Below are 25,342 nucleotides of genomic sequence, written 5' to 3'. Positions count from 1 at the left end.
GGTGCTGATCCAGCGGACGACGTTGGCGACGTCGCGCGGGCGCTGGTTCCACGCGGCGGGTTTGGCCGGGTCGGTCGAGTAGTCGAGCTTGTTCATCACCAGCGGCGCGCGACCGCGGGCGAGGAAGAGCATGGCGAAGGCGGTGTTCTGGTGCGGCGCCCCCGTGCCGATCCCGGTTCCACTCCAGGAGCCGCTCTTGCCCTGCTTTTTCAGCAGCCAGTCGGCGCCCTTCTGATACCAGTCGACGCCGCCGATGTACTTCACGCCCGCCGCGACACCGATGCGTTCGACCGCGTACAGCGTGGGATAGGGAAAATCCCGGTCGTAGCTCTTGTCGGTCGCGACCTTGTCCATGTTGGCCGCCATCCACTCCATGCCCTTGGTGATCGCCGGGCTGTCGACGTTGCCCCGGCAGAGTGCGCCCGCGTTGGCGTGGACGTAGTCCTGCGTGATGAACAGCGTCGCCACGCCAGCGGCGGTCATGCCGGGCGTGGTCGAATACTTGGTGTCGGACGGGTGCATGTATGTCCAACCCCCGTTCGGGTCCTGGTTGCGGATCCACGCCCGCTCCGTCACCGGCCAATAGCCTTCAGGAATGCGCTGGCCCGCCCGCTCGGCGGCCCAGATGCCCAGCACGGCGTACTGCGCGCGGCTGTGGCTGTAGGCGTTGCCCTTGTCGAACGTATAGTCGTACATCCCCTGCGCATTGCCCTGCGTGCGCGGCGTGCGCAGCAGGACCTGCACGTCCTTCTGCATCCGCGACTTCACTTCGGGCGTCTGCGGCAGCATCAGCCAGACCTGACAACGCAGGCCCAGCGCGTACGTGCCGAGCGTGTCGGTCTTCTTCAAAAACTCGATCGCCCGCTCCAGCTTCGGATTGCTGGCCTTCTCACCGGCCGACAGCAACGCATAGACGTTTAGCGCCGTGGCACCGCTGAACTGGCCGCCCAAGGCGCTCTGTGCCCTCTTGGGATCAGTGGGCGCGGCGGCCGCCTCCCACGTGCCATCCGGCGATTGAACCGAATAGAGGTACGCTTTCGCCTTTTCCAACGACGCGTCCACCTCGGCAGGCGTGGCGGCGAACGACATGGAACATGCGGCACTCAGGACGGTGCAGATCGACCATTTCACAATCCGTAGCGACCTGCCCATGCCTCACGCTCCTTTGAAAAGCCATATCGCGGTGGGCCTGCCCACCGTGCGCGTCACTCGTCGGCAGACGCTTCGTACCACGTCATCCAACGTCACGTCATCGTTCGTTTTGAACATCGCGCCACCGGCGAGCCGGGGCCAAGTGGTTGAAGACCACTTTCAGCTTTAGTGATCCAACCCACCACGCAACTGCGGGCGCTTCTTCTTGCTGATCGGTGCCGCGGGCGTCGGCACCGCGACCTCGCCGCGTGCGGTGGCGCTGCGGGCGCCTTCGCTGGCGCGCTTCAAGGACAGCGACACCCGCCGGGCGTCCTTGTCGATCTCCATCACTTGCACCTTTACGACCTGCCCCGGCGACACCACGCTGCTAGCCGTGCTTACTCGGCGGTCGGACAGCTCGCTGATGTGCACGAGCCCTTCCAGCCCTGGTTCCAGTTCCACGAACGCCCCGAACTCGGCCACGCGCGTCACCGTGCCCTCGATTACCGAGTGCGGCGCGTATCGCTCGTCGATCGTCGACCACGGGTTCGGGCCCGCCTGCTTCATGCTGAACGAACACCGCCGCGCCGCGGGGTCGATCGACAGCACGACCACCTTCACGGTGTCGCCTTCCTTGATCACCTCGCTTGGGTGCCGGATGCGCTTGAAGCTGATCTCGCTGATCGGCAGCAGCCCTTCGAAGCCCTCTTCGACCTCGATGAACGCGCCGAAGCTTTCCAGCTTGGTCACCCGGCCGGTGACGGTGGTGCCGATGCCGTACTTCGAGGCCGCCTCGGCCCAGGGGTCGATGCCGCGCGCCTGGTTCAGGCTGAGCGACATCTTGCCGGTTTCCTTGTCGAACTTCGTGATCTTCACGTCGAGCACGTCGCCGGCCTTGACGACCTCGCTCGGCTTCACGCCGCGCTTGAAGGTCATCTCGCTGACGTGCAGCAGGCCATCGACGCCCCCTAAGTCAACGAACGCGCCAAAATCCAGAACGTTGCGGACAACCCCGCGCCGAACTTGCCCTTCGGCCAGTTCTTCGATCAGGACCTTGCGTTTCTCTTCCTTCTCGCGCTCCAGGATCACCCGGCGGCTCAGCACGAGGTTCTTCGCCTCTCGCTCGAACTTCGTCACCTCGGCGGTGAACTTCTGGCCCACCAGCGTCGACAGATCCGGGTTGAAGTACATGTCGACCTGCCCGGCCGGCATGAAGGCGCGCATGCCCTTCACGTCGCACTCGAGGCCACCCTTGTTCACGCCGGTGACGGTCGCCTCCACGACTTGCCCGACGTCCAGGTTTTCCCACGACACGTTAGTCGCGGCCGCCCCCTTGCGGTTCAGGACGAGCAGGCCTTCCCGCTGGTCGTAGCGGTCGACGATGAACTCCATCTCCTGGCCGATTACCGGCTCGACGTCCTCGAACTGCAGGATGCTCACGACGCCCTGGCTCTTACCGCCCAGGTCGACGAAGACGTCTTCCTTGCCGATCGAGACGATCCGGCCGGTGCGCACCTGCTTGCCCTGCGACGTGGTCGCCGGAGTCCCGCCACCCGACTGCGCCGGGGCGGCGGCGTCCTGGCTGAGCAGGTCGTCCATGGAGAGGCCGGCAAAGGCCGCATCGAGCTCTTGCTCTAGCGCGGCGTCGGTCTGCGGGCGGAATTTTTCACGTAAGGGGTCTGCGGAGTTGGCCATAAAAATTTTCCTTCGTTTCCAGCCCCGCAATCGTAGTGTTTCACAGGTGGAATTACAAAACCCGTCCGCGGGCATGCTATGATGCCTTACCACCTCAAGCGACCTCACCAGAATGTCGCAAAACGGCAGGCATATTTCGCAATTCGACAGCGCGGCAAGCGTATAGTTAGTCAACCGAAGCGATGCTCACCATTCGGGTCCTAATGACCCCGTGAGTTTCGCCTGAAGTTGCCCACGTCACGGATCGATTTAGTAACGAGAGGATCTGCCCATGCGACGCACCCAGCCCAAGGGTTTCACGCTCGTCGAACTGCTCGTGGTCATCGGGATCATCGCGCTGCTGATCTCGATCTTAATGCCTGCGCTTTCCAAGGCCCGGATCGCAGCGGTTCAGACGCAGTGCATGGCGAACCACCGGCAGGTCATGCAGGCGATGCAGCTCTACGTGAATGAGTTTAAGGGATGGGCGCCAGTGGACGGTCGCAACGTCTATCCGGAGGAAAGCACGGTTGCGTCCCACCAGGTACATTGGTACCACCGGCAATACTTGGGGAAATACCTCGGCAACCGTGCGACGTATAATCAACGAGATAACACCGGCGGCGCATATTATTGCCCGGCGTACGTACGCGACCAGAACCGGCCGAACCTCGGTATCGGGTACAACATGCGTCGGGGCAATGGCATCTCCCGAACCTGGACCGGGTGGATGGAGCGTTACAAGCAAAAGTTCACCAGCATTCGGCAGCCAGCCAACGTAATCATCTTTGCGGATGTAACTAATGGCAATCAGTGGGAGCGTTTTTATAACGGGGAGCCCGGTCACACAAACACACCGGGCGGCACCGTTAATTATCGGCACGGAGTCAACACGGTCGTCGCCTTCGCCGACGGTCACGTTGAGACCTTTGCGGTCGCGAATAAGAGCCGAACCACGAATGCAGCTATCAACATCAATGAGGGACTCGACCGGGCTCACAACCTGAAGCAAGTCAGCTATCGCGATACTGGCAAGTGATCGTGTGCAGCAAACGTACGCGGCGAACGGGTTCTCGCCGTGTACACGATTGACGCCGACCTCAGAAGTCGCCATACCTAAAGGTATGTCGACTTTTTCTATTTATAACCAACTGCTCACCGAACTCCGCGAGATTGCCCTTCTCGGCACCATTGGTTCCGTCCTGGGTTGGGACGAGCGTACTCACCTGCCGCAGAAGGGCGCGCCGCATCGGGCGAATCAAACTTCCGTCTTAGCGAAGCTAACCCACCAGCGTTTCACCGCTCCGCAGATTGGCGAATGGCTGGCGGAGTTGGAGGCGTCCACCGTCGTCACCGCCGAGCCGTACGGTGACGCCGCGGTCAACGTACGTCACACCCGGCGGGCGTACGACCGCGCAACGAGGCTGCCGACGAAGCTCGTGCAGGAACTCGCCGAGACCGCCGTGCTGGCCGAGCATGCCTGGGCAGATGCGCGGGCGAAGTCGAGCTTTGCCCAGTTCGCACCGTGGCTCACGACGATGCTGAACCTGAAGCGTCAGGAGGCCGCGTGCGTCGCGACGCCCGGTCAGTCGCCGTACGACGCGCTGCTGGACGAGTACGAGCCCGGCGCCAACGCCGCCGACCTCGCAATCGTCTTCGAGCACCTCCGCGGGCAGTTGGTCGACATCGTCGGCCGCATCGCGGCTTCGGGCCGGAAGGCGCCCAACGAGATCCTTACCCGCACGTTCCCCGTTCCCCTGCAGGAGCAACTCGCCAGCGCCGCGGCCGCCGCGATCGGATACGACTTCTCCGCCGGGCGATTGGACACGTCGGTCCACCCCTTCAGCACCGACCTGGGCCCGGGCGATAGCCGCATTACCACGCGCTACTACGAGAACTGGTTCGGCGACGGCTTCTTCGGCACGCTGCACGAGACGGGCCACTCGCTCTACAGCCAAGGACTGCCCAGCGGCCACTTCGGCACGCCGCGCGGCGAGTACGTGTCGCTGGGCATCCACGAAAGCCAGAGCCGTTTGTGGGAGAACCTCGTCGGTCGCAGCCGCCCATTCTGGCGGCACTTTTTCCCGATGGTGAAGACGTTCTTCGCCGACACGCTGGCGGACGTGACCGAAGACCAGTGGCACTTCGCCGTCAATCACATCGGCCCCAGCCTGATCCGCACCGAGGCCGACGAGGCGACCTACAACCTGCACATCCTGCTGCGCTTCGAACTCGAAACCGCCATGCTCAGCGGCGACCTTCCCGTCGCCGACCTGCCCGCCGCCTGGAACGCGAAGATGCAGCAATACCTCGGCATCATCCCACCCGACGACGCCCGCGGCTGCCTGCAGGACGTCCACTGGCCCGGCGGCGCGATCGGCTACTTCCCCACATACACCCTCGGCAACCTCTACGCCGCCCAGTTCTACGAGCAGGCGAAGCTCGACATCCCCAACTTGGAAGCCGGCTTCGAACGCGGCGACTTCGCCCCGCTGCTCGGCTGGTTGCGCCAGCACATCCACAGCCAAGGCAAGACCCACACCGCCGGTGAACTCGTACAACGCATCACCGGGCAGCCGCTATCATCTGAGCCATTGCTGAACCACCTGAAACGCAAGGCGAGCGAGTTGTACGGTGCATAATTTCCCTCCGATCCCTCTCCCGGTACTCCGGGAGAGGCTAGGTGAGGCTGGTTCCGAACTGCGACCCGAATCGTACGCAATGGTTTTACTATCGACATGGAACCACCATCGGTCGATCAACAAGAATCACGGCCCTCCCCGAGTCCGCTCGGCTACGCGGATTCCTCAGTTAGTAACCATGTTCGACTCAATGTCTATCCTCAAGTTGCTTTGATCTGTGGCCTGCTGCCCCTGATTACTGGAACGCTCGTCGCAGGTCTCTTCACCTTACATCGGCACGCCTCGTTCCAAGTCATCGGAGCTCTAACACTGTTTGCTGGTCCATTCATCGTACTCGTAGGACTGTTTGCGCTCCTCATGTATGTCGGCAGTTCCTATGCCCCCAAGAACAAGTGGCGCCGGTCACTGACGCCATTTCTCATCCTGCTGGCAAATTTCCCTGCTGCCGCAGCATGTCTTTGGCTGGTCGAAAGAACGCACGTCACGATTCACAATCACTCGCCTCAAATCATCGATATGGTTGTTCTCACGGATCCTTTGGGACACACGCACAGAATCGGGCCGATTCCACCGGGCACAGCCGAGCGCAGTTGGGTTCGCTTCATGGGTGAAGGCAGTGTTACTTATCGCTTGGTATCGCAGGGGCAGTCTCCGGCAGGTGGCGTGGCAATCGGCTTTCGGACTCCCGGCTTGATCTTGATAGATGCAGGACACTTAACTCTCACCGTTAGTCATGATGGATCGATTTCGGTCCGCGAGCATTAGCCACCCCCTCTTCGTCCGATAAAAATCTACAGCCGATCGCCCCTCCCCGCCGATGAATATTTCGGAGCGGTTGCTTTGCCGCCTGAAGTGGGTCATCAACGCATGTCGAATCCGAACCAGCCGCAACCGTGGACGCCCCTGGCGATGCTTCGCCCGCAGTACGCTGCGAACATCGAGGCGCTGCGGTTGCGCGACGGCAACCTCGCCGACGCCATCGACGCCGCCGCGCCGGCTGAGCCCTACTTTTTGACCACCGCCGGCAACCAGGTGCTGCTGGGCCGGGCGGTCGACAACGCGCTGCAACCCCTGCCCAATCCCGTGCCGCCCGTCGCAGCGGCCCAGGTGGTGGCCAAGCTGTTTCCGACCGGTGAATGCACCGAACCGGTGACCGTAGCCGGCATCGACCAGGGCTGGATCTGGGACGCGCTGCACAAGTTGGAATGCAAGAGCGCCCTGCCGATGCATCGCCCGCCGATGTATTTTTTGTGTCACGACGTGACGCGTCTTTGGGCGGCGTTGCACTTTCAAAACTGGACCGATCTGCTGGCCGACCCGCGCGTGATGATCTTCGCCGGCCGCGACGCTGCCGCGCGGTATCGCGACACGCTGACCGCCGACCCTCGTCTACCATTGCCCCGGCTGTCGCTTACGGTCGAGCCGGCGATCTGGCAGAGCGGCAACGCTGCGCTGGCCAGTGCCGACACCATCTACAACGGTGTGCTGCGCGAGTGGGACGCGACGCTGAAGCGCACACTTGCGAAGCTGCAAAGCATTTATCCGGGCAACACGACCACCGACATCGCCGGCCGCATCGCCAAAGGTGAAAAGCTGCGCGTGCTGGGCATCACCAGCCGCTACACGACGTTCCTGCAGCACTCGATGCGCGACTGGCTCTCCAGCTTCCGCGCGTTGGGTCACGAGACCAAGCTGGTCATCGAGGCGGCCGACTTCCACACGAACAACAACGTCGTCTACCTGGGCGATGTCGCAGCGTTCCGGCCCGACCTCATCGTCATCATCGATCACTACCGCGCCGAATACGCCGGCCTGCCCGCCGGTGTGCCCGTGGCGATGTGGGTGCAGGACCGACTGCCGAATATCTTCAACCCCGCCGCCGGCGCCGCCCAGGGGCCGCTCGACTTCTGCCTTGGGTTCGGTCGACTGCATTTGTCGCAGAACCACGGCTACCCGGCTGATCGCTTCCTGCCCGCGCCGATTGGTGTGAACGAACATCGCTTCAGCACCGCTGCGATCAGCGATGCCGAGCGGGCGCGCTTCGCGTGCGACGCGTCGTTCGTCAGCCACCACAGCACGCCCGCCGAAACACTGCTGGCCAAGCAGCTGGAACAGATCGCGCAGCCGGAATCGAAACGGCTGATGACCGAGGTGTTCGAATGCATGCGCGCCCACTACGAAGGTGGTGGCGACGTGCTCGTGGACGCAGCCATTCGGCGAATCATCAACGAGACGGCAACGTCGCTCGGCCTGTCGGTGCCCGCCAGCCAGTTGCCGACGATCGAGCACTTCTTCAGCCAACCGATCGCCAACGCGCTCTTCCGCCACACGTCGCTGAAGTGGGTGGCCGACAGCGGTGTCAACCTTCACCTGTACGGCCGCGGGTGGGAGAACCACCCGTACTTCAAGCGCTTCGCCCGCGGCGTCGCCGACAACGCATCGCAACTGGCCAGCATCTACGGCGCCAGCACGATCAACCTTCAGATCACCCCGTTCGGCGCAGTCCACCAACGGCTGCTGGACGGGCTGGCAGGTGGCGCGTTCTTCCTGGCCCGCTACAGTCAGGGAGACGCGGTGGGCGCGCATTACGTTGCCCTATGGAACGCCTGCGTTGCGCGAAACATCACGAACGATGCGCAACTGTCACGCGAAACGGCCACGGATGCGGACCTCGCAACGCTCGTGCAAAACGTGCTGTCATTCGAAGGCTCCGACTTCGCGACCTGCGGCTTCAAGCTGTACGACGTGACGGCCGCCCATGCGGACAGCGACTTTATGGTCGCCGCGGGCAGCATCTGGCCGGAGTACGGCGACATCGCGTTCCGCTCGTCCGCCGACTGCGCCGAGAAACTGTCGCGATACCTGAATGACGACGCCGAGCGATTGCGCGTCGCCCGCAGCATGCGCGCAACGATGATCAACCGCGCCAGCTACACGAACACCTCGCGCCGATTGCTGAACCTGATGGCCGAGCGACTGCCCCAAGCGATCGACGGCAACATCACCACGAAAGCGGTGGCGTAATACCCATGAGCACGACCCGCGACATCGCGATTCGACACGGCTGGCTGTTCGCTGATGAGCAGCCGCGCTTCGCCCGGTTGACGTTCCCGCACGCTGGTGATGCCAACTGCGTCCACGTCAACAACTGCGCTGTTCGCGATGCGGTGTTGAACGACGTGCTGATCGGCCGGGCGACGGCTGTCGCGAACCCGTGCTTCCTGGGGGGTGACACCGACGTCGTCATCGCCGAGACCGATCGCTATGGCCTGCCACTGCGCACGGTGCTATCGCTCAACACCGGCCTGATGCGCAGCGACCCGTACTACAGCGACGACTACCTGCGCACGTTCTACACGCAGCACTACCGCAACCTGTACCGCCCCGTGCGATTCTCGCAGCCGTGGTTTCTCACCGAACAGATTAAGCATGGCCAGCGTCTCTTCGAACGTCACCGTGCCAACCTACCGCGCAACGCGCGCGTGCTGGACGTCGGCTGCGGCATGGGCGGCACACTGGTCGCATTCAAGTTCGACGGCTGTGCAACGGTTGGCTGCGACTGGGGCGACGAGTTCACCGGCCGGGGCCGTGCGATTGGCCTCGACGTCCGCACCGGTGGCTTCGAGACGCTGGCGAACGAGGAGCCGTTCGATCTGATCATCCTCTCGCACGTGCTCGAACACACCGCCGACCCGGTCGGCTTTTGCCGATCGCTGCGCGGCCTGCTGGCGACCGACGGCATCCTGCACATCGAGCTGCCCGGCATCCTCAACATTCGTAGTGGTTACGACGGTGATCTGCTGACCTATCTGCAGAACGCGCACTTGTGGCACTTCACCCAGGCCACGCTGAACGCCACGCTCTGCCAGGCGGGCCTGCAAATGGTGCAGGCGGACGAGACGATCACCTGCGTTGCGCGCCGCGGTGCGGTCTCGCGCAACATCGACGGTAATGAGGGCGCTCGCGTGTTGGCGGAGCTAGACCGGCTCGAACAGGCCATGACGGCCAAGGTGGCGGCGTGAACAACGACGTGCTGGCGATCATCCCCGCGCGCGGTGGCTCGAAGGGCTTACCGCGCAAGAACGTGCTGCCCGTCGCGGGCCTGCCGTTGATCGCGTGGACGATCATGGCCGCCAAGGCCGCCAGGACGGTATCGCGCGTCGTCGTCTCTACTGACGACGCCGAGATCGCCGCCGTCGCCAAGCGATACGGCGCTGAAGTGGCCCACCGCCCTGCCGACATCAGTGGTGACACGGCGTCGTCCGAGTCCGCACTCCTGCACGTGCTGGGCCATTTGAAAGAACACGAGCAGTACGAACCCGCGATCACGGCGTTCCTGCAATGCACGTCACCGTTGACGATCGGTGAAGACATCGACGGTGTGGTGAGCGCGTTGCGCGACCGTAACGCCGACAGCGCACTGGCCGTCCGCGACTTTCACTATTTCATCTGGAACGTTGCTGACGACGGCGAGGCCACGGGCATCAACCACGACAAGCGCACCCGCCCGCGTCGCCAGGATCGCGAGCCGCAGTGGTTGGAGACCGGCGCGGTCTACGCGATGCGCACGAGCGGCTTCCTGCAGGCCAAGCACCGCTTCTTCGGCAAGACCGTCACGCACGCGATGCCGCCCGAGCGTTGCATGGAGATTGACGACGCGACGGACCTACGAATCGCTGAAGCAATGCTGCGGGCGCGCCAGGGCGACGATCGCCTCGCCCTCCTTCCGCGGAAGATCGACGCCGTCATCTTCGATTTCGATGGTGTCTTCACCGACAACGGGGTCGTCGTGATGCAGGACGGTCGCGAGGCCGTCGTTTGCAGTCGCTTCGACGGCATGGGCCTGACACGACTGAAGAAGACCGGCATGCCGATGCTCGTGCTGTCGACGGAGGCCAATCCCGTCGTCACGGCGCGGTGCGCGAAGTTGGGCCTCGAATGCCTGCAGAACAGCCCGGACAAGGTTGTGGACCTGACGCGATGGTTGGCCGACCGGCAGATCGACGCTGCGAACGTCGTCTACATCGGGAACGACGTGAACGACGCCGGCCCGTTGCAGATGGCTGGGTGCGGCGTGGTGGTGGCCGACGCGCATCCGGACGTGATGCCGCTAGCGCGAATCGTATTGTCGAACGTCGGTGGCCGAGGCGCGGTGCGCGAACTGTGCGATTTGATTATGAAGGGAATGACCCGATGACCCTGCTGAACGAAATCCCCCTCGATATTGCGAGCACCGCCGGCCAATACTGGACCGCCAGTGAGCGCCGGCCATGGATTCGTGACATGTCGCACTGGCGCGGCCAGGGCCGCTGGGCCAGTGACGACGCGTGGCAGTCGATCGGCCTGCAGCACCTGGCGATGGTGCGCAAGATGATGCGGCTGGCGGGCGTCAGCACGCCGCTGCGCACGATGATGGAATGGGGCCCGGGCGGTGGCGCCAACGCAGTGGCGTTCGCGCCGTGGCTGGAGCGCTTCATCGGGGTCGACATCTCGTTGCCCAACCTGCAGGAGTGCGGCCGGCAACTGACCGCGGCGGCGTTCGGTGGGTTTCAGCCCGTCCACATCCCCGCGATCGATCCCGCGGCGGTGCTGGAGAAGGTCACCGAGCCGCTCGACCTGTTTTTGTCGACCGCGGTCTTCCAGCACTTCCCCAGCCAGGCGTACGGCGTGCAAGTGCTGAACCTGGCGCGGCAGATGATCAAGCCGTACGGCCTCGCGTTAGTGCAGATCCGCTACGACGACGGTTCGAAGGAAATGCGCTGTAAGAGCGGCGAATACAATGACCAGTCTGCCGTCACGTTCACGTCGTACCGCATCGACCAGTTCTGGTCGATCGTCGAGCAGGCGGGTTTCGAACCATTGTCGGTGACGCTGCAACCGGAATCGCTGTACGCGTACTACGCGCTGCGGGCGGCGTAGGGCGAAATGAGTCACGAAGGCGCGAAGGAATACACGAAGATCGCGGACCGTCGAGAATGCATCGTATTCTCGCGATTTTCTGGCGAATCAAACGAATTTTGTTGTGAGAAAGCGGAATTATGTCCCAGACCATCCAGATCGGTAATCGTCTCGTTGGCCACGATCAAAGCGTGTACGTGATCGCCGAGATCGGCATCAATCACAACGGCGACCTGAACGTCGCGAAGAAGTTGATCGAGACGGCCAAGCTCGCCGGGTGCGACGCGGTAAAGTTCCAGAAGCGCACGCCCGAGCTGTGCGTGCCGCCGGAACAGCGTGACCTGAAGCGCGAGACGCCCTGGGGCGTGATGACGTACCTGAACTACCGGCACCGCGTCGAGTTCGGCGAGGAACAGTACGGTGAGATCAACCGGTATTGCCGTGAGATCGGCATCGACTGGTTCGCCAGCTGCTGGGACGAGCCGAGCGTCGACTTCATCGAACGCTTCAACCCGGTTTGCTACAAGATCGCCAGCGCATCGCTGACGGACGAGTCGCTGCTGCGCAAGCTCGTGGCCACGGGCAAGCCGCTGATCCTGTCGACCGGCATGAGCACGATGGAGGAGATCCGGGCTGCGGTGTCGCTCATCCCGAATTCACAGCTGGTGCTCTGCCACGCCACCAGCACCTACCCGTGCAAGCCGGAGGAACTGAACCTGCGCATGATCAACACGCTTCAGCGTGAGTTCGACGTGCCGGTGGGCTACAGCGGTCACGAGACGGGGCTGGCGACCACGCTGGCGGCGGTGGGCGTTGGGGCTTGCTTCGTCGAACGGCACATCACGCTCGACCGCGCGATGTGGGGCAGCGATCAGGCGGCGTCGGTGGAACCGGTGGGCCTGGTGCGCCTCGTGCGCGACATTCGCGCAACGGAGCGCGCGCTCGGCGACGGTGTGAAGAAGGTGTACGACAGCGAGAAGTCCAGCCGGGCGAAGCTCCGCCGCACCGCGGTGGCGCCGGAGGTGGTCACGAACCACGCGCTGCTAGAAGCCAACCGAGCGTTGCGCAATTGCCATGCGGGTGAGCGTTGCTTCATCGTGGCGACGGGGCCAAGCATCAAGCAGCAGCCGTTGCACCTGCTGAAGGGTGAGCAGGTCATCGGCGTCAGCAACCTGTTCGTCCACAAGGACTGCAATACCATCAAACCCGCCTACTGGTGCGTGGCGCCGTATCACGCGCCCATCACGGAAGACGGTTGGCAGACCTGGCTCGGTGAGATGGCGGCCGGCACGGCCGGCGCCACCATGTTCTTCGGCCTGGCCGACCGCGAGCGAAACGAGCGCGGCGGGCACTTCGACGATCGCGCCAAACACTACCTGGGCCTCGGCACCGGGCTGTGGGATACAATGGCGGCCCACGGTGTCGACCTCACGCGCCCGCTGCAGAGCCCGCAGGGCGTGACGATCATGGCGCTGTACGCCGCCCTCTACATGGGCTTCAGCGAGATCCATTTGCTCGGCTGCGACCACGACTGGATTCTGCACCTGAACCAGAGCACCCACTTCTACGACGAGAAGGAACACGCCCTGAACCGCGGCGGGTACAACGAGTGGTTCAACGGCGGCATCGACGAGTACTTCAAGGATTACCAGGTTTTGTGGCGCCAGTACCGCATGGTCAAGCAGCTCGCCGACGAGCGCGGCGTACGCATCCTGAACGCGACGGCCGGTGGCCTGCTCGACGTCTTCCCGCGCGTGAAGTTTGAGAGCCTGTTCGACCGGTCGCTTGCTGATGCCGCTTAGTGGGACAGTTAGCTCCCCCGTGGTGACAACGTATTCGCCCTTCCTCCGGCATGGTCGCTTAGGTGACCATGCCGGTGGCGCTGCACCAGGATGGGTGCTGCGCGCCGGGACGGTTCTTAAGCGCGTCTGTCTTCCGTTCGCAGGTGTCACTTAAGCGACCCTGCGCGATTTCCTCCGTTGTGACGGGCGCGATGACTTTGTAGAAAATACGTCGGACGTGCGCCCATGACCTACGAAGCTGCCATCATCCATGGCCCACGCGGGCCGTTCGGCGTCCTCCGCGTTAGCAGCGAGGAGGGGGAACATCCGTGGACCGATCAGCAACGCGTCGCCCTGCGCCGCTGCTTTCAGGACAAGCATGGCCACCTGCCGGTCGTGTTCCTCTCCACCGTCGGTGGAAAGTTCGACCTGCACTCGGACGAGCCCGTCGACGGAATCGAAGACTGCATCCGCCAAGCCGGCACACCTCAATGGCAACCGCTCGACATGAAATGAGAGCCCCACGCCCCGACCGCAGAGCGGGCGAACTTCGACATACCACCCAGCAACCGCTACCACCGAGTTAACCGCGGAGGGCGCGGGGGCAGACGGAGTAAGTCAGAACGGATGATCTTCTCGGCGTTCTCTGGGTCTAGAGCAATGGACGTATTCCTGTAGCGGCTTGACCTCTGGGTGCCACGGTTTGGTACTCCAAGCCGTGTAGGCTGCGTCGACCCAGCACGGCTTGGAGTACCAAACCGTGGCACCCAAACGCTACGGCAAGGTGCGCCCTGCCCTAGGCGGTTCGTCTTCCCTTGTGGAAAGACGGGGGGAGAGACAGGCAGGAATGCCTGTCCTACAGAAGAGCGGTAAAGCTGAAGCGGTCGATCAAGAGCACTCGTACAAACGAAAAGTGCCCGGTCCGAGGGGTTCCTCGAGCCGGGCACTTGTGTTTTCGACCAGACTTCAGCACCGGCCGGTTAAGGGCGGTGGTTGAAGGTCGGGTTTAGAAGTTGCACTGCACACCGAGGGTGACGACGAGGTCACCGAAGGTGTCGTCGGGGTCGTTGGCGCCAGCGACGGTGTTGGCATCTTCGACGCCATCGCCGTAGATCCAGTAGGTGACGTTGCCCGAGGCGCTCCACTCGCCGTAGCCCTGGCCGTTCATGAAGGCCAGCGGCACGCCGGCGGCGACGCCGAAGCGCAGGCCACCGAAGCGGTTCTCGGCGCCACCCGCATCTTCATAGAAGTTGAAGAGGCTGAAGCCGGCCGCGATCGGCAGGCTGACGGTCAGCGGGTACTCGCCTTCTTCGGAGAAGGTGTAGCTGGGGTTGATGCCGACTTCCAGGTACACGCCTTCGTCGTCGCCCGTACCAGCCTTACCGGCGGTTTCCCACAGGAGCTGGATGTAGGGCTTGAGCGCGAACTGATCGAGGTACGGCTCGTCATCGAAGCCGACGTTCAGGATGACGTTCTTGGCGCTGCCGAACGCGTCGGCGGGCGACAGGAACTCGACGTACTGCAGGTTGGCGCTGAAGCCACCCGGCAGGCCGGCGGCGATGCCGACGTACCAGTCGAACTCGTACCAGCCGGGCAGGTTGCCGGTGGTCTCGTGGTGCGTGTGCAGGCTGGTCCAAACGCCAGCGAAGATGTACGAGCTCTTGACGAACCCGTCCTTCTCCTCAAACAGCGAGAAGTCCAGCTCGGCGTACGGCTGGACGATCACACCCTGGTTTTCCAACAGGATGAAGCGCGAGATGTACGCGTTGGTCACGGTCGTGCCAACGAAACCGCTCACGCGGCTGGGGGTCACTGCCTCTTCCTGCAGCTTCACCGACGGAGTCGTCTCCGCCAGCGCCCGGCTCATCGGGCTCAGCGAATCGGATTCCGCAGCCATCGCGGCCGCGGGGGTCATTACCGAACCGAGAGCCACTAACGTCTTCTGCCATGCCTTCATAAGATGCTTCCATTCCCGACGCCATCTCAGCCGAACCTCGGCCAAAAGGATTGATTCCCTTTTGCTGGGAGACGTCATGATTTGCAATCAGCGGTTTTCGGTTCGTTACACCGAACCCGGATGTGCCCACACATCCGGTGCCGAGGTCAACCGGTCCTAAACAAAGTTTATGCCACTATAAGGAACACTCGTTATAAACGTAAATTCCATGCCCGTGAATTCAACAGCCTCATCATTATCGGGCAGCGTCAGCTTGACTGCCCGGTCTCTAGGCACTAGGCCGGCCACTCTGACCCTCCGTGTCGCATAATGCGGCCATCAGGTAGTCGACAATGGGCTTTACGCCAACACCAGCGCGAATCTGGGTAAATACGACTGGCCCATCACCACGCATTTTTTGCGCGTCTTTCGCCATCACGTTCAGGTCGGCTCCGACTGCATCAGCAAGATCTACCTTGTTAATGACCAGTAAATCGGACTGCGTGATGCCTGGACCGCCCTTTCGGGGCACCTTGTCACCACCGGCGACGTCGATCACATAGACCGAGAAATCCGCCAGTTCCCTGCTGAAATGGGCCGCGAGGTTGTCACCACCCGACTCAATTAACAGTAACCGGGGGATGTATCGGGCGTGAAGTTCTTCCAACGCCAGCAAATTTGCCGTGATGTCCTCGCGAATGGCGGCGTGCGGACAGCCACCGGTCTCCACCGCCCGCACCCGCCCGGGCTCTAAAGCCTCGTTGCGAATCAGGAACTCACCATCCTCTTTTGTGAAGATATCGTTGGTGACCGCGCACAATTCGACCTTGTCGCGCAACGCACGGCACAGCGCCAGCATGAGCGCGGTCTTGCCACTGCCGACCGGTCCACCCACGCCAACCGTAAAGGCCCGGCGCGAATAGTCGCGCTGCAGGCGATTCGGGCGGTACCGGTAGTCGCCGGGGTGGTCCCAGCGGTCGTGTGTATGGTCGAGAGGGGTCGCCATCGGCGGCATGGTTTAACTGACGAAGAGCCTGCTGTACAGCCTGTCCTGCATCGCGCCCGTCACTTCCAGCACCGGCGCGGTGTGGCAGGCGGCGTCGGTTGGACGACGAATCACCCCCTGCGCCACCGCCTCCAGGTGGTCGGCTAACTCATGTTGTATCGTCTGCCCTTCGAACGGCCCGACGATGCCCACCCGCACCGCCGCCGAGATGACCGAACGCATCGACACGAACAAGAACGCCCGCGCGATCACCTCGTCGGCAACACCCAGCCCCGCGCCGATCGCCCCGAAGACCGGCGCCTGATGGGCCGGCTGGTCGACGGCTGCGGTGTTGGCCACCAGCGGAACAAAGGACTTTGCGCCAAAGACCCGCCCCACCGCAGAAAGCATGGCCCGGCCCTGCGATCGACTGGCCCGGTTGGCAACGTGATTGGTGAGCATCGCATCACACGCGCGATCGAGGGTTGCGAACGCGGTCGGCTCACGATGTGCCGCCAGCACCCACGGGCCCATCGCCAGCCCCTGCTGCGCGACATGGGTGCGCACAAACGCGCGAACATCTTGCCCAACCTCCCCCGCCTGCCATGCCGCCTCGAGTCCCGCCGAATGGCTCAACCCGCCCGCGGGAAACGCGGAGTCGATCAACTGCCAGATGAGCCAGGGGGAGGGCATGGGGTTTGTCAGTGGTCCGTTGTCAGCTGTCCGTTGTAGCGGCTCGCGAACGTTATAGCGTGGCGCGGCTTGAACATCATTCTCAGCGTAACGAGGGACATCTGCGTATTGAACAGACAACTGACCACTGACACTCACAACTATTTCTGATTCCAACCGTGCACCGCGAGCCACCAAGAGGTAAACTGTTTCATCGGAGGCGGCCTCCCTCACGTCTGTCGGGCCGTCGGTTAGCTCATGTCGCAAACGCAGGTGCCTATGACCGAGCACCACACCCGATTGCCGTCTCTACCCGAGATCGGCCATCCGGAGATCTATTACGCCAAGCGCGTCCATCTGGCCGACAAGATCGGCGACCTGCACATGCACGAGGCGTACAAGGTCGGCCAGTACATCACGCTGGCGCTGAACCCAAGCCTGACGTGGGAACAGAAACTGCGCTACTTCCAGCACGCCCTCCGCCGACACTGCCAGCCACCCCCACTGCCCGATGAAGCGGTCTGGATGTTCTACCGCAGCCTCGCCCACCTCGTCCGCGAACACTGTGGCGACGAGGCGCTGCGCATCGCCAGCGGCGAGGACGATTCCTACGTCCAACGCCTCAAGCTCGGCGTGCCCCGCGACCTTATCGAAGACGAGGCCGAGCGCTTCTTCCAACGCATCGTGGGCTTCGGTGACACCTGCCCGTTCTACCTGAACGAAGACGACTGGGTGCAACTGAAAGTGCTGCGGAACCAGTGGGTGTGAGGGAAAGGGGGGAAGTACGAGAACGATCATTTCCGCTCTCTTGCCCCCTTCGTACCACGGGCGGCTCGCCCGTGCCGTTTGGATGTTGAAGACACGGGCGGGCCGCCCGTGGTACGGGCCATCGGGCTTTATCCGTCCAGCGTTAAAAACGTCGTCCCCACCTTCGTGCGTTGGCGTTCGTCGATCACCTTGAACGCAACGCCCTTCGACCGCAGGTCGGCGTACAGGCGCTCCAGCGTGTACGGCTGATGCGTCTCGACGAACAAATTCTTCACCCGCCCGATCCACGAGCGGCAGTCGGCGAAGATCTCGGCCTCGCTGCCTTCGACGTCGCACTTGAGCAGATCGACGCGGTCAAACCCGTGCTGCACCAGCAGCGTCGGAATGCTGTAGACCGGCACGCCGTCGGCACCGTCGCCGTTCGTCGAATCGGACTTGCGAAAGCCCCACGCCCCACCACTGCGGTCGATCGCGGCCACGCCGTCGGTAGCGCCGGCGAACCCTTCGACGATCGTCAGGCGATTGGCGTCGATCATCGGCTGACAGTTGATGCGCAGCTGCTCGACATTCTGCCGGTCGGGTTCCACACAGACGAATCGCCCCTGGGGGCAGATCGTGTCGATAAACCGTGCCGCCAGCCCGACGTTGCCGCCGAGGTCCAGCACCCGCGCGTCGCGCGGGAGGTTCATGCGGTGCATTGGGTCGTAACAGCCCAGTTCGAAGATCTCGCGCACGACGAGAAAGTCGGTCGTCCCCTGCCGTAGGACGACCTGGCCGCGCAGTTCCGACAATCCCAAGCGAACGATGCCCGATCCCGGATCGGTCAGGCCCTTGGAAGCCAGGCGCAAACCGTGGGCGATTCGGTAGTCGTCGCGCTCATAAACGTCGCGGCGTTGCTGCGACTCGCGGTAAAGTTTCCACCCGAGCGACAGTCGCTTGAAGATCCCCAATTTGCGATGTGTTTCCGGCACGAGCGCAACTATAGGGGAACGCACCGACGTCTCCAAATCCACGGCTGCAACTATTGCATTACCCGTCCGATTCCACCCTTCAACGGCGCTGGAAGCATCATTCGCGGCTAACCGACTTGGCCCCCGACGAATTCGATCGTCATGAAGACGTTGGGGGCGCCATTCGGTATCTTGCACCGCGTGAGCGAACCGACCTTCACCGTCATCGTCCCCGTTTACAACTACGAACAGTACGTCGCCGAGGCGGTGCGCAGCGTGCTGGCGCAGACGTACGCGCACTGGGAACTCATCATCGTCGATGACGGCTCGACCGACCGGTCCGGCGCGATTGCTGACGAACTGGCTGCGAACGATCCGCGCGTCACGGTCGTCCACCAGGCGAACGGTGGTTTGGCGGCGGCGCGGAACACGGCCATCGCGCGGGCGCAACACCCGTGGCTGGTGATGCTGGACGCCGACGACAAGCTTTTCCCTGATGCCCTGAAGCACCACGCGGATGCCATCCGCCGGAACCCGGACGGTCTCGTGTTCCACGGCTATTACCACCGGCTGGAGCCCGATGGCCGCACGATCAAGTTGACCGGCCAGTTCCAGGACCGCCGAACGGGGCCAAAGGAGTTCTTCGAGCGGATCTTCCTGAACCCGTCGTGCGTCTGCTATCACAAGGATCTGGTGAGTCGGCACGGCCCGTTCGACGTGCGCCTGCGCACGTCGCAGGACGTCGACTTCTTCCTGCGCGTCGGTCGCGAGGCGGCGTACGTGCCCGTGGGCCAACCGATCTGCCTGCGCCGCCGCCACGACGCAAATTTGTCGCGCCAGACCGGCCACGTGCGCACGGTAATCGCGATGGTGCTCGAACGGTTCCTGCGCGAATACGGTGGCGACGCCTTCGTCACGCGCGACCGCGCCGACCTGCGCATCGGCCGCGTCTACTACACCGCCGGCCGACTGTTCGTGCGCGACGGGCACATCTCGCAAGCGAAGGTGGCGTTGCGGAAGTCGCTGGCGCTCGCGTCCACCGCCAAGGCGCGGATCTTCCTGGCGCTGTCCTACCTGACCCAGTTCCGCGACCACCCCAATGGCCGCACGTTGCCCGACATGACGCCGATGCCCGAAGCGCTGAAGTGGCTACACGAACAGCGACGAAAGACTGCAGGGTTGCCTGAGAACGCGTCCCGGTAGTGGCGACGCCTGCGTCGCGGTGCGACGTAGCCGAAATCTCCCGCGGCCGAAAGACATCGACGCTGCGCATCGACCGCGACGCAGGCGTCGCCACTACAGGTTTGCCAGACAGAAACCGCCTCCGAACCTTCACCGAAACTGCTTTCGATAGTCGCCAGGGCTCGTCCGGTAGTGCCGCCGAAACACCTTGCACAGGTGATTTGCATCCGCGAACGCGAACTCGGCGGCCAACGTCGCAAGTTTATCGTCGCTTTGCTGTAGCCGCCGTGCGACGGCCTGCAGCTTCACTTCCGTCACAAACTGCGCGGGCGACGTGCCGGTCGTGGCCTTGAAGTGGTGCGTGAAGTGCGTGCGCGACATGCCGAACCGGGCCGCGAGCTGTTCGACCGGTGTGGGTTCGCTCGTCCGCTGCAGCACCTCGTCGCGCACGTCGGCCAGCAGGCGCTCGCGCGGCGACGTGGGATACGTCTGCTGCTCGCAAGCCCGTTCCCATTCCAGCACGGTATCGAACAGCGCCGCCTCTAACGCGAAGCCATCTGTAAAGTCAGCACTGCAGACTCCCTCGAACAGGCGCGCCATCTTCGTCACCAGCGGCCCGTCGGGCGCACTGGTGACGAACGGGCCGCTGGTGGCGATGCGGTCGCGCACGCGTTCGACAACGTACGGCTGGCGGAACATCAACCACAGAAACGTCCACGATCTCGATTCGACCGGCAGGTAGTACCGGTGCGCCGACGGAATGACCGCAGCGAACATCTGACCCGCCACCACGCGGTGCGTCCTGCCGAGCGTTTCAAAGTTGCCCCAGCCCTCCAGCACGAATTGGAACAGCGCCGTCGGATGCCGCGCGTCGCCGCGACGTTCGCCGGGCCAGTCGTATTCGCGGGGTTCGGTGCGCGTTTCCACCCCCACCGCCAGTTGCAGGTCCCGCCCAAACCGCACCTCGACCGTCCGCCGACACGCGTGATGGCGCACCAACCGATGATGTAGCTCCCGATGGCTCACAAATAGACTATACTTATCCCAATCCTACCCTTGCAAGTGGCACATTTGGTGACATGATTAGGATTTAGCAGAGTTTCCAGGTCGTACAAATGTACAACACCTTCGGATGAGACGAGGATTTATGGCCATCAAGATTGCGATGATCGGTGCCGGTGCGGTGGGTTGGACCCGGCGGTTGATGCACGATTTGCTGAAGGTGCCGGAATTCGCCGACATGACCTACGCGCTCACCGACATCTCCGAGCGCAACCTCAGCATGGCCGCCCAGCTCTGCGAGCGCGACGTCGCCGCCAACAAGCTGCCGGCGAAGATCATCTCCACCACCGACCGCCGCGAAGCATTGAAGGACGCCGACTACGTCATCTGCGCCATTCGCCAGGGTGGGCTGGAGGCCTTCGCCACCGATATCGACATCCCGCTGAAGTACGGCATCGACCAGTGCGTCGGCGATACGATTTGCGCCGGTGGCCTGATGTATGCGCAACGCACCATCCCCGCGCTGCTCGACTTCTGCCGCGACATTCGCGAGGTGTCCAAGCCTGGCGCCATCCTGCTGAACTACGCCAACCCCATGGCCATGAACACCTGGGCCTGCAACAAGTACGGCAAGGTGCCGACGATCGGCCTCTGCCACGGTGTGCAGGGTGGACATTGGCAGATCACCCGCGCGATCGAACAGTGGGCCAAGAAGGAAGGCATGCTCGGCGCCGACGTGAAGCTGCAACGCAGCGACGTCGACATCATCTGCGCCGGCATCAACCACCAAACCTGGTACATCAAGGTGCAGTTCCGCGGCATGGACCTCACCCACCGCTTGTATGACATGATGAGCGCCGTCGAAGACTTCCAGGAGAACGAGAAGGTCCGTCTCGATGTGATGAAACGCTTCGGCTACTACAGCACCGAATCGAACGGCCACTTGTCTGAATACCTGCCCTGGTATCGCAAGCGCCCCAACGAGATCAATCAGTGGATCAGCCTCAGCTCGTGGATCAACGGTGAGACGGGCGGCTACCTGCGCGTCTGCACCGAGGGCCGCAACTGGTTCGAGACCGACTTCCCCAACTGGCTCGCCGAGCCCGCCCCGGTGATTGCCGAGCAGGGCCGCAGTGAAGAGCACGGCAGCTACATCATCGAAAGTTTGCAGACCGGCCGCGTGTACCGCGGGCACTTCAACATTCAGAACCACAACCACATCACCAACCTGCCCAACGGCTGCACGATCGAGATCCCCGGTTACGTCGACCGCAACGGCCTGAACATGCCCGTCGTCGGCGACCTGCCCTTGGCCTGCGCCGCCACGTGCAACGTGAGCGTGCGCGTACAGGAGATGGCGATGGAGGCGGCCGTGCACGGCGACGTGACGCTGCTGAAGCAGGCGATGCTGCACGACCCGCTCGTGGGCGCCGTCTGCAACCCCGAAGAGGTCTGGCAGATGACCGACGAGCTGCTGGCCGCCCAGGCCCAGTGGCTGCCTCAGTACCGCGCCAATGGCGCGACCGATGCCGCCGTCGACCGCCTGGCTACCCACGAGCGCAACGGCACGCGCGTCAAGACGGTGCAGACCGAAGGCGCCGCGCGCGTCCACACCAAGACGGTCGCCGAGATGCAGGAGAACCGCGACGAACACCGCAAGATGGCCGCCGCCAGCGACAAGGGCAAGATGACCAAGGATGAGAAGAAGTCGATGGCGAGCGAGATGGCGCGGTAGCGCCCACCGTGGCATGGGCGTCTCGCCCATGCATGCGATAGGGTCAAGAGATTCCATTCAACGCAGCTGCGCGGTCGAAGACATCTGCCACAAATTTAATATGCGGTTCTACTGACACGCATGGGCGAGACGCCCATGCCACGATCATGCGTGCAACGCATGTCATCCCGACGGGGAGGCTTGCCGACCTGAGGGATCTCGAAGGGCCCAGCGATTCTCGGCCAATCGAGATCCCTCAGGTCGCCTTAGGCTCCCATCGGGATGACAACTGTGATTGGCTCGCCACCCCTTGGCCTTCAAGCAGTCCGATCACTTAAACCCTCTCCGCCGTTGCCTGCTGTACCGGGCCAGCGCATCTTCGATAATCGGGTACGCCATCTTCGCCGGCTGGATCTCATCCACCTCCACGGCTTTGCCTTCCAGTTGCTTGTAGTCCTGAAAGAACCGCCGCAGCATCGTCAGCCGATGCGTGGGCATCTCGGCGGCCTCGCGGTAGCTGTTGAACTCGGGGTCGTCCGTTGCCACCGCGATGATCTTGTGGTCCTTCTTCCCGCAGTCGAGCATCACCATCAGCCCGATCGTGCGCGCGTGGATGAGCGTCAGCGGCACCACCGTCTCCTGGCACAGCACCAGCACGTCCAGCGGATCGTCATCCTCGGCAAGCGTCTGCGGGATAAAGCCGTAGTTCGCCGGGTAGTAGACGGCCGAGTAGAGGATGCGGTCGAGCTTGATCAAACCGCTCTGCTTGTCCAGCTCGTACTTCACACTGGACCCGAAGGGAATCTCGATGATCGTGTTGAACTCCTGCGGCATGTCTTCGCCGGGAGTCACGTCGTGCCAGGGATGAATCATGTTCGCTCGTCGTGGATATTCGCCCTACCTGTGGACCAACGCGTGCGCGCCGGGCGCGCTTGCGGGCGCACCGATCGCACGGCCCATGTTACAACTGTCGACCCGATTGCCAACCCACTGAACCGCTTGCCATCCCCAAACCTGCCGCCCGGTTTATCAGACGCCACGACCGTCCCCGCTCCCGGTAAGCCGGGAGAGGCCTCGGCAGCACACGCGTTGGATTGATGGACTGCTCACCTACGCAATGCCGACGGGAGCTTCGCTGTTGTCCTTGCGCCCCGCAGTCGGCAACCCTGTTTTTATCGCGCCTTGCATCAACGGCCGACTTGTGTCCCCATCATGGCATCCGTGCCAACGTAATCGACGAGTCACGTAGCTTCCACGATGTTGAGCCCAAGTCGCGTCTTACTGTGCCTAAGGCAGGCCTTACCTTGCATGAGGTAGGCCTTGCCTTGCATAAGGTAAGCCTTACCTTGCCTAAGGCACATCCTGCTGTGCCTAAGGTACGTCTTGCTTTACCTGAGGCACGTCTTGCTGTGCCTGAGGTAAGCCTTACCTTACCTGAGGCACGTCTTGCTGCGCCTGAGGTAAGCCTTGCCTTACCTGAGGCACGTCTTACCTTGCCCAAGGCGCGCTTCACCTTGCCCAAGGCAAACCCTGCTTTGCCCAAGGGAAACCGTGCTTTGCGGGGTGCCACGATCAGCTACGCTAAGTCGTGCTTGGCAGGTTGCCCCGCTCCCGCACGATTTGCAGTACCGAACCGTGGCACCCAGCCATTGGGCATTGCTCATTCATTGGTCATTCGGATTTGGTTATTGGTCATTCCAGAATTCCCCTCATCTAACCTCTCCCATGCCTACACGGGAGAGGGACCAGAAGCCCAAGTTTGGCGGCCCGACATCGGGCACCCTAGGCGTTCATCCCACCGTCGACGTTGATCGTCGCGCCGTTGACGAACTGCGCCGCCGGCGAGGCCAGGTAGGCGACGACCGAGGCCACCTCGTCGCCGGTGCCGTAGCGCTTGGCGGGGACCAATTGCCGCATGCTCTCGGCCATGGGGTTGACCGTGGCGTCGGCGGGATTCATGTCGGTGTCGATCGGGCCGGGTTGCACGAGGTTCGACGTGATGCCGCGCGGCGCCAGATCGTGCGCCCACCCGCGGGCGAGGCCTGCGACCGCGAACTTGCTGGCGGTGTAGACGCTCATGCCCGCGCCTATCGCACGTTCGCCGAGGTTGCTGCCGATGGTGATCACGCGCCCACCCTGCCCCATGCGCTTCGCCGCCTCCCGCGCCACCAGGAACACGGCCCGCACGTTGACCGCGATCGTCTTCTCGAAATCGGCGTCGCTGAAATCCGTCAATGGCCCGCTCAAGAAAACGCCGGCGTTGTTAACGACGATGTCGACCTTGCCACCGTGCTGCCGATCGATCGTCTCGAACATGCGCTTCACCTGCGCCGGGTCGGCCACGTCGCCGCCGATTGCGTGCGCCGCGCCACCGGCTTCCTTGATGGCCGCCACGACCTCGCTGGCGGCCTTCTCCGACTTGGCGAAGTTCACGAGCACGGTCGCCCCGCTCGCCGCCAGCTTCCTGCTGATGGCCGCCCCGATGCCGCGCGACCCACCGGTCACCAGCGCCAACTTCCCCTTCAACAACGTCTGCGATTGCGTCTGATCCGACATGCTGCATCTCCTTCACGTCGCAACCCGTACCGGCACGGCACGCAGTTCGACACTTAGACAAACATCTAAATACGTAAGCGTGACGATCCTCGCGAGAGGGTGCCGAATGCCGCCGCGTTTACGTCACATGATTCGTTTCAAGAAGCCCGTGGACCTAAGGACCACCAACCCGAGAGGGCGTCCTTAACTCCGGTCCAGAGCGGCTCCCGTTCCGGCCGTGGCATGGGCGTCTCGCCCATGCTCGCAGTGGAGCCGGAAGCCAAAATTCGTTTCAGTCAGCCCCATTCAGCGCAACACCCAGCGAATCAAGTCTGGCTCCGTAGAAAACCCATCCCGTTCGGCGCATGTTCGGTAGCGCGATCGCCGGCCGTTCGGTACATCCTGCGGAATGAAGCCGCCGCGTTCACGCACCAGTAAGTCGCCACTGGCCGTGTTGCTCGAAGCCTATTCC

The 25,342-nt window shown here is 63.1% G+C and carries 21 protein-coding genes; 12 read left to right on the top strand and 9 right to left on the bottom strand.

Annotated features, from left to right (window positions below):
- The coding region (locus VGN72_05450) for a prenyltransferase/squalene oxidase repeat-containing protein (protein ID HEV7298791.1) at positions 1–1,152 on the bottom strand (1,152 nt) is incomplete at its 3' end.
- A 165-nt stretch (positions 1,153–1,317) separates the two neighbouring features.
- Positions 1,318–2,826, bottom strand: coding sequence for a S1 RNA-binding domain-containing protein (locus tag VGN72_05445; GenBank protein HEV7298790.1), 1,509 nt, complete (start codon positions 2,824–2,826; stop codon positions 1,318–1,320).
- A 271-nt stretch (positions 2,827–3,097) separates the two neighbouring features.
- On the opposite strand from VGN72_05445, the gene VGN72_05440 reads away from it, so the two are divergent.
- The 9 genes from VGN72_05440 to VGN72_05400 all read left to right on the top strand — a co-directional run bounded on the left by VGN72_05440 (position 3,098) and on the right by VGN72_05400 (position 13,642).
- Complete coding sequence (locus VGN72_05440; protein ID HEV7298789.1) at positions 3,098–3,844, top strand: type II secretion system protein; 747 nt, start codon at positions 3,098–3,100, stop codon at positions 3,842–3,844.
- 85 nt (positions 3,845–3,929) lie between these two features.
- Positions 3,930–5,447 (top strand): carboxypeptidase M32, encoded by a 1,518-nt coding sequence (locus VGN72_05435; GenBank protein HEV7298788.1) that lies wholly within the window; start codon positions 3,930–3,932, stop codon positions 5,445–5,447.
- Positions 5,448–5,543: 96 nt separating this feature from the next.
- Positions 5,544–6,212, top strand: a complete 669-nt coding sequence (locus tag VGN72_05430) for a hypothetical protein (protein ID HEV7298787.1) — start codon at positions 5,544–5,546, stop codon at positions 6,210–6,212.
- Positions 6,213–6,314: 102 nt separating this feature from the next.
- Positions 6,315–8,471, top strand: coding sequence for a glycosyltransferase (locus VGN72_05425; GenBank protein HEV7298786.1), 2,157 nt, complete (start codon positions 6,315–6,317; stop codon positions 8,469–8,471).
- 5 nt (positions 8,472–8,476) lie between these two features.
- Entirely contained in the window at positions 8,477–9,469 is a 993-nt protein-coding gene (locus tag VGN72_05420; protein HEV7298785.1) for a class I SAM-dependent methyltransferase, read from the top strand.
- Positions 9,466–10,644 (top strand): acylneuraminate cytidylyltransferase, encoded by a 1,179-nt coding sequence (locus tag VGN72_05415; GenBank protein ID HEV7298784.1) that lies wholly within the window; start codon positions 9,466–9,468, stop codon positions 10,642–10,644. Before VGN72_05420 ends, VGN72_05415 begins: the two co-directional genes overlap by 4 nt.
- The gene (locus VGN72_05410; protein HEV7298783.1) at positions 10,641–11,366 is read left to right on the top strand and encodes a hypothetical protein; all 726 of its coding nucleotides are present in this window, start codon (positions 10,641–10,643) and stop codon (positions 11,364–11,366) included. The genes VGN72_05415 and VGN72_05410 overlap by 4 nt, the downstream gene beginning before the upstream one ends.
- Positions 11,367–11,485: 119 nt before the next feature.
- Entirely contained in the window at positions 11,486–13,147 is a 1,662-nt protein-coding gene (locus VGN72_05405) for an N-acetylneuraminate synthase family protein (protein HEV7298782.1), read from the top strand.
- A gap of 225 nt (positions 13,148–13,372) precedes the next feature.
- A complete protein-coding gene (locus tag VGN72_05400; GenBank protein HEV7298781.1) occupies positions 13,373–13,642 on the top strand; it encodes a hypothetical protein in 270 nt (89 codons plus the stop codon).
- A gap of 490 nt (positions 13,643–14,132) precedes the next feature.
- Here VGN72_05400 and VGN72_05395 read toward each other — a convergent pair whose 3' ends face one another.
- The 3 genes from VGN72_05395 to VGN72_05385 all read right to left on the bottom strand — a co-directional run bounded on the left by VGN72_05395 (position 14,133) and on the right by VGN72_05385 (position 16,740).
- Positions 14,133–15,083, bottom strand: a complete 951-nt coding sequence (locus VGN72_05395; GenBank protein ID HEV7298780.1) for a hypothetical protein — start codon at positions 15,081–15,083, stop codon at positions 14,133–14,135.
- Between the two features lie 268 nt (positions 15,084–15,351).
- Positions 15,352–16,068, bottom strand: coding sequence for an urease accessory protein UreG (ureG, locus tag VGN72_05390; GenBank protein ID HEV7298779.1), 717 nt, complete (start codon positions 16,066–16,068; stop codon positions 15,352–15,354).
- A 12-nt stretch (positions 16,069–16,080) separates the two neighbouring features.
- Entirely contained in the window at positions 16,081–16,740 is a 660-nt protein-coding gene (locus VGN72_05385) for an urease accessory UreF family protein (GenBank protein ID HEV7298778.1), read from the bottom strand.
- A 258-nt stretch (positions 16,741–16,998) separates the two neighbouring features.
- On the opposite strand from VGN72_05385, the gene VGN72_05380 reads away from it, so the two are divergent.
- Positions 16,999–17,487 (top strand): hypothetical protein, encoded by a 489-nt coding sequence (locus tag VGN72_05380; protein HEV7298777.1) that lies wholly within the window; start codon positions 16,999–17,001, stop codon positions 17,485–17,487.
- A 128-nt stretch (positions 17,488–17,615) separates the two neighbouring features.
- Here the strand turns inward: VGN72_05380 and VGN72_05375 are convergent, their stop codons facing one another.
- The gene (locus VGN72_05375) at positions 17,616–18,458 is read right to left on the bottom strand and encodes an FkbM family methyltransferase (GenBank protein HEV7298776.1); all 843 of its coding nucleotides are present in this window, start codon (positions 18,456–18,458) and stop codon (positions 17,616–17,618) included.
- A gap of 180 nt (positions 18,459–18,638) precedes the next feature.
- On the opposite strand from VGN72_05375, the gene VGN72_05370 reads away from it, so the two are divergent.
- Positions 18,639–19,640: a glycosyltransferase family 2 protein gene (locus VGN72_05370; GenBank protein ID HEV7298775.1), complete on the top strand. Its 1,002-nt coding sequence runs from the start codon at positions 18,639–18,641 to the stop codon at positions 19,638–19,640.
- Positions 19,641–19,769: 129 nt separating this feature from the next.
- On the opposite strand, the gene VGN72_05365 is transcribed toward VGN72_05370, so the two are convergent.
- Positions 19,770–20,645, bottom strand: a complete 876-nt coding sequence (locus VGN72_05365; GenBank protein ID HEV7298774.1) for an AraC family transcriptional regulator — start codon at positions 20,643–20,645, stop codon at positions 19,770–19,772.
- Positions 20,646–20,766: 121 nt separating this feature from the next.
- Between VGN72_05365 and VGN72_05360 the strand changes: the two genes are divergently transcribed.
- On the top strand, positions 20,767–22,356 hold the full coding sequence (locus VGN72_05360; GenBank protein ID HEV7298773.1) for an alpha-glucosidase/alpha-galactosidase: 1,590 nt from the start codon (positions 20,767–20,769) through the stop codon (positions 22,354–22,356).
- Between the two features lie 309 nt (positions 22,357–22,665).
- On the opposite strand, the gene VGN72_05355 is transcribed toward VGN72_05360, so the two are convergent.
- Complete coding sequence (locus tag VGN72_05355; protein HEV7298772.1) at positions 22,666–23,208, bottom strand: inorganic diphosphatase; 543 nt, start codon at positions 23,206–23,208, stop codon at positions 22,666–22,668.
- Positions 23,209–24,117: 909 nt separating this feature from the next.
- Positions 24,118–24,891 (bottom strand): 3-oxoacyl-ACP reductase family protein, encoded by a 774-nt coding sequence (locus VGN72_05350; protein HEV7298771.1) that lies wholly within the window; start codon positions 24,889–24,891, stop codon positions 24,118–24,120.
- Between the last annotated feature and the right edge of the window lie 451 nt (positions 24,892–25,342).

It is taken from the genome of Tepidisphaeraceae bacterium (assembly GCA_035998445.1).
Lineage (GTDB): Bacteria > Planctomycetota > Phycisphaerae > Tepidisphaerales > Tepidisphaeraceae > DASYHQ01.
The sequence above is the reverse complement of the archived record's forward strand: the minus strand, read 5'-3'. Positions and strand labels throughout refer to the sequence as shown.

Bases quoted from the DNA above. Each gene is read 5' to 3' on its own strand.
- VGN72_05445 (HEV7298790.1), bottom strand. From the start codon at position 2,826: ATGGCCAACTCCGCAGACCCCTTACGTGAAAAATTCCGCCCGCAGACC.
- VGN72_05440 (HEV7298789.1), top strand. From the start codon at position 3,098: ATGCGACGCACCCAGCCCAAGGGTTTCACGCTCGTCGAACTGCTCGTG.
- VGN72_05435 (HEV7298788.1), top strand. From the start codon at position 3,930: ATGTCGACTTTTTCTATTTATAACCAACTGCTCACCGAACTCCGCGAG.
- VGN72_05430 (HEV7298787.1), top strand. From the start codon at position 5,544: ATGGAACCACCATCGGTCGATCAACAAGAATCACGGCCCTCCCCGAGT.
- VGN72_05425 (HEV7298786.1), top strand. From the start codon at position 6,315: ATGTCGAATCCGAACCAGCCGCAACCGTGGACGCCCCTGGCGATGCTT.
- VGN72_05420 (HEV7298785.1), top strand. From the start codon at position 8,477: ATGAGCACGACCCGCGACATCGCGATTCGACACGGCTGGCTGTTCGCT.
- VGN72_05410 (HEV7298783.1), top strand. From the start codon at position 10,641: ATGACCCTGCTGAACGAAATCCCCCTCGATATTGCGAGCACCGCCGGC.
- VGN72_05405 (HEV7298782.1), top strand. From the start codon at position 11,486: ATGTCCCAGACCATCCAGATCGGTAATCGTCTCGTTGGCCACGATCAA.
- VGN72_05400 (HEV7298781.1), top strand. From the start codon at position 13,373: ATGACCTACGAAGCTGCCATCATCCATGGCCCACGCGGGCCGTTCGGC.
- VGN72_05395 (HEV7298780.1), bottom strand. From the start codon at position 15,083: ATGAAGGCATGGCAGAAGACGTTAGTGGCTCTCGGTTCGGTAATGACC.
- ureG (HEV7298779.1), bottom strand. From the start codon at position 16,068: ATGGCGACCCCTCTCGACCATACACACGACCGCTGGGACCACCCCGGC.
- VGN72_05385 (HEV7298778.1), bottom strand. From the start codon at position 16,740: ATGCCCTCCCCCTGGCTCATCTGGCAGTTGATCGACTCCGCGTTTCCC.
- VGN72_05380 (HEV7298777.1), top strand. From the start codon at position 16,999: ATGACCGAGCACCACACCCGATTGCCGTCTCTACCCGAGATCGGCCAT.
- VGN72_05360 (HEV7298773.1), top strand. From the start codon at position 20,767: ATGGCCATCAAGATTGCGATGATCGGTGCCGGTGCGGTGGGTTGGACC.
- VGN72_05355 (HEV7298772.1), bottom strand. From the start codon at position 23,208: ATGATTCATCCCTGGCACGACGTGACTCCCGGCGAAGACATGCCGCAG.
- VGN72_05350 (HEV7298771.1), bottom strand. From the start codon at position 24,891: ATGTCGGATCAGACGCAATCGCAGACGTTGTTGAAGGGGAAGTTGGCG.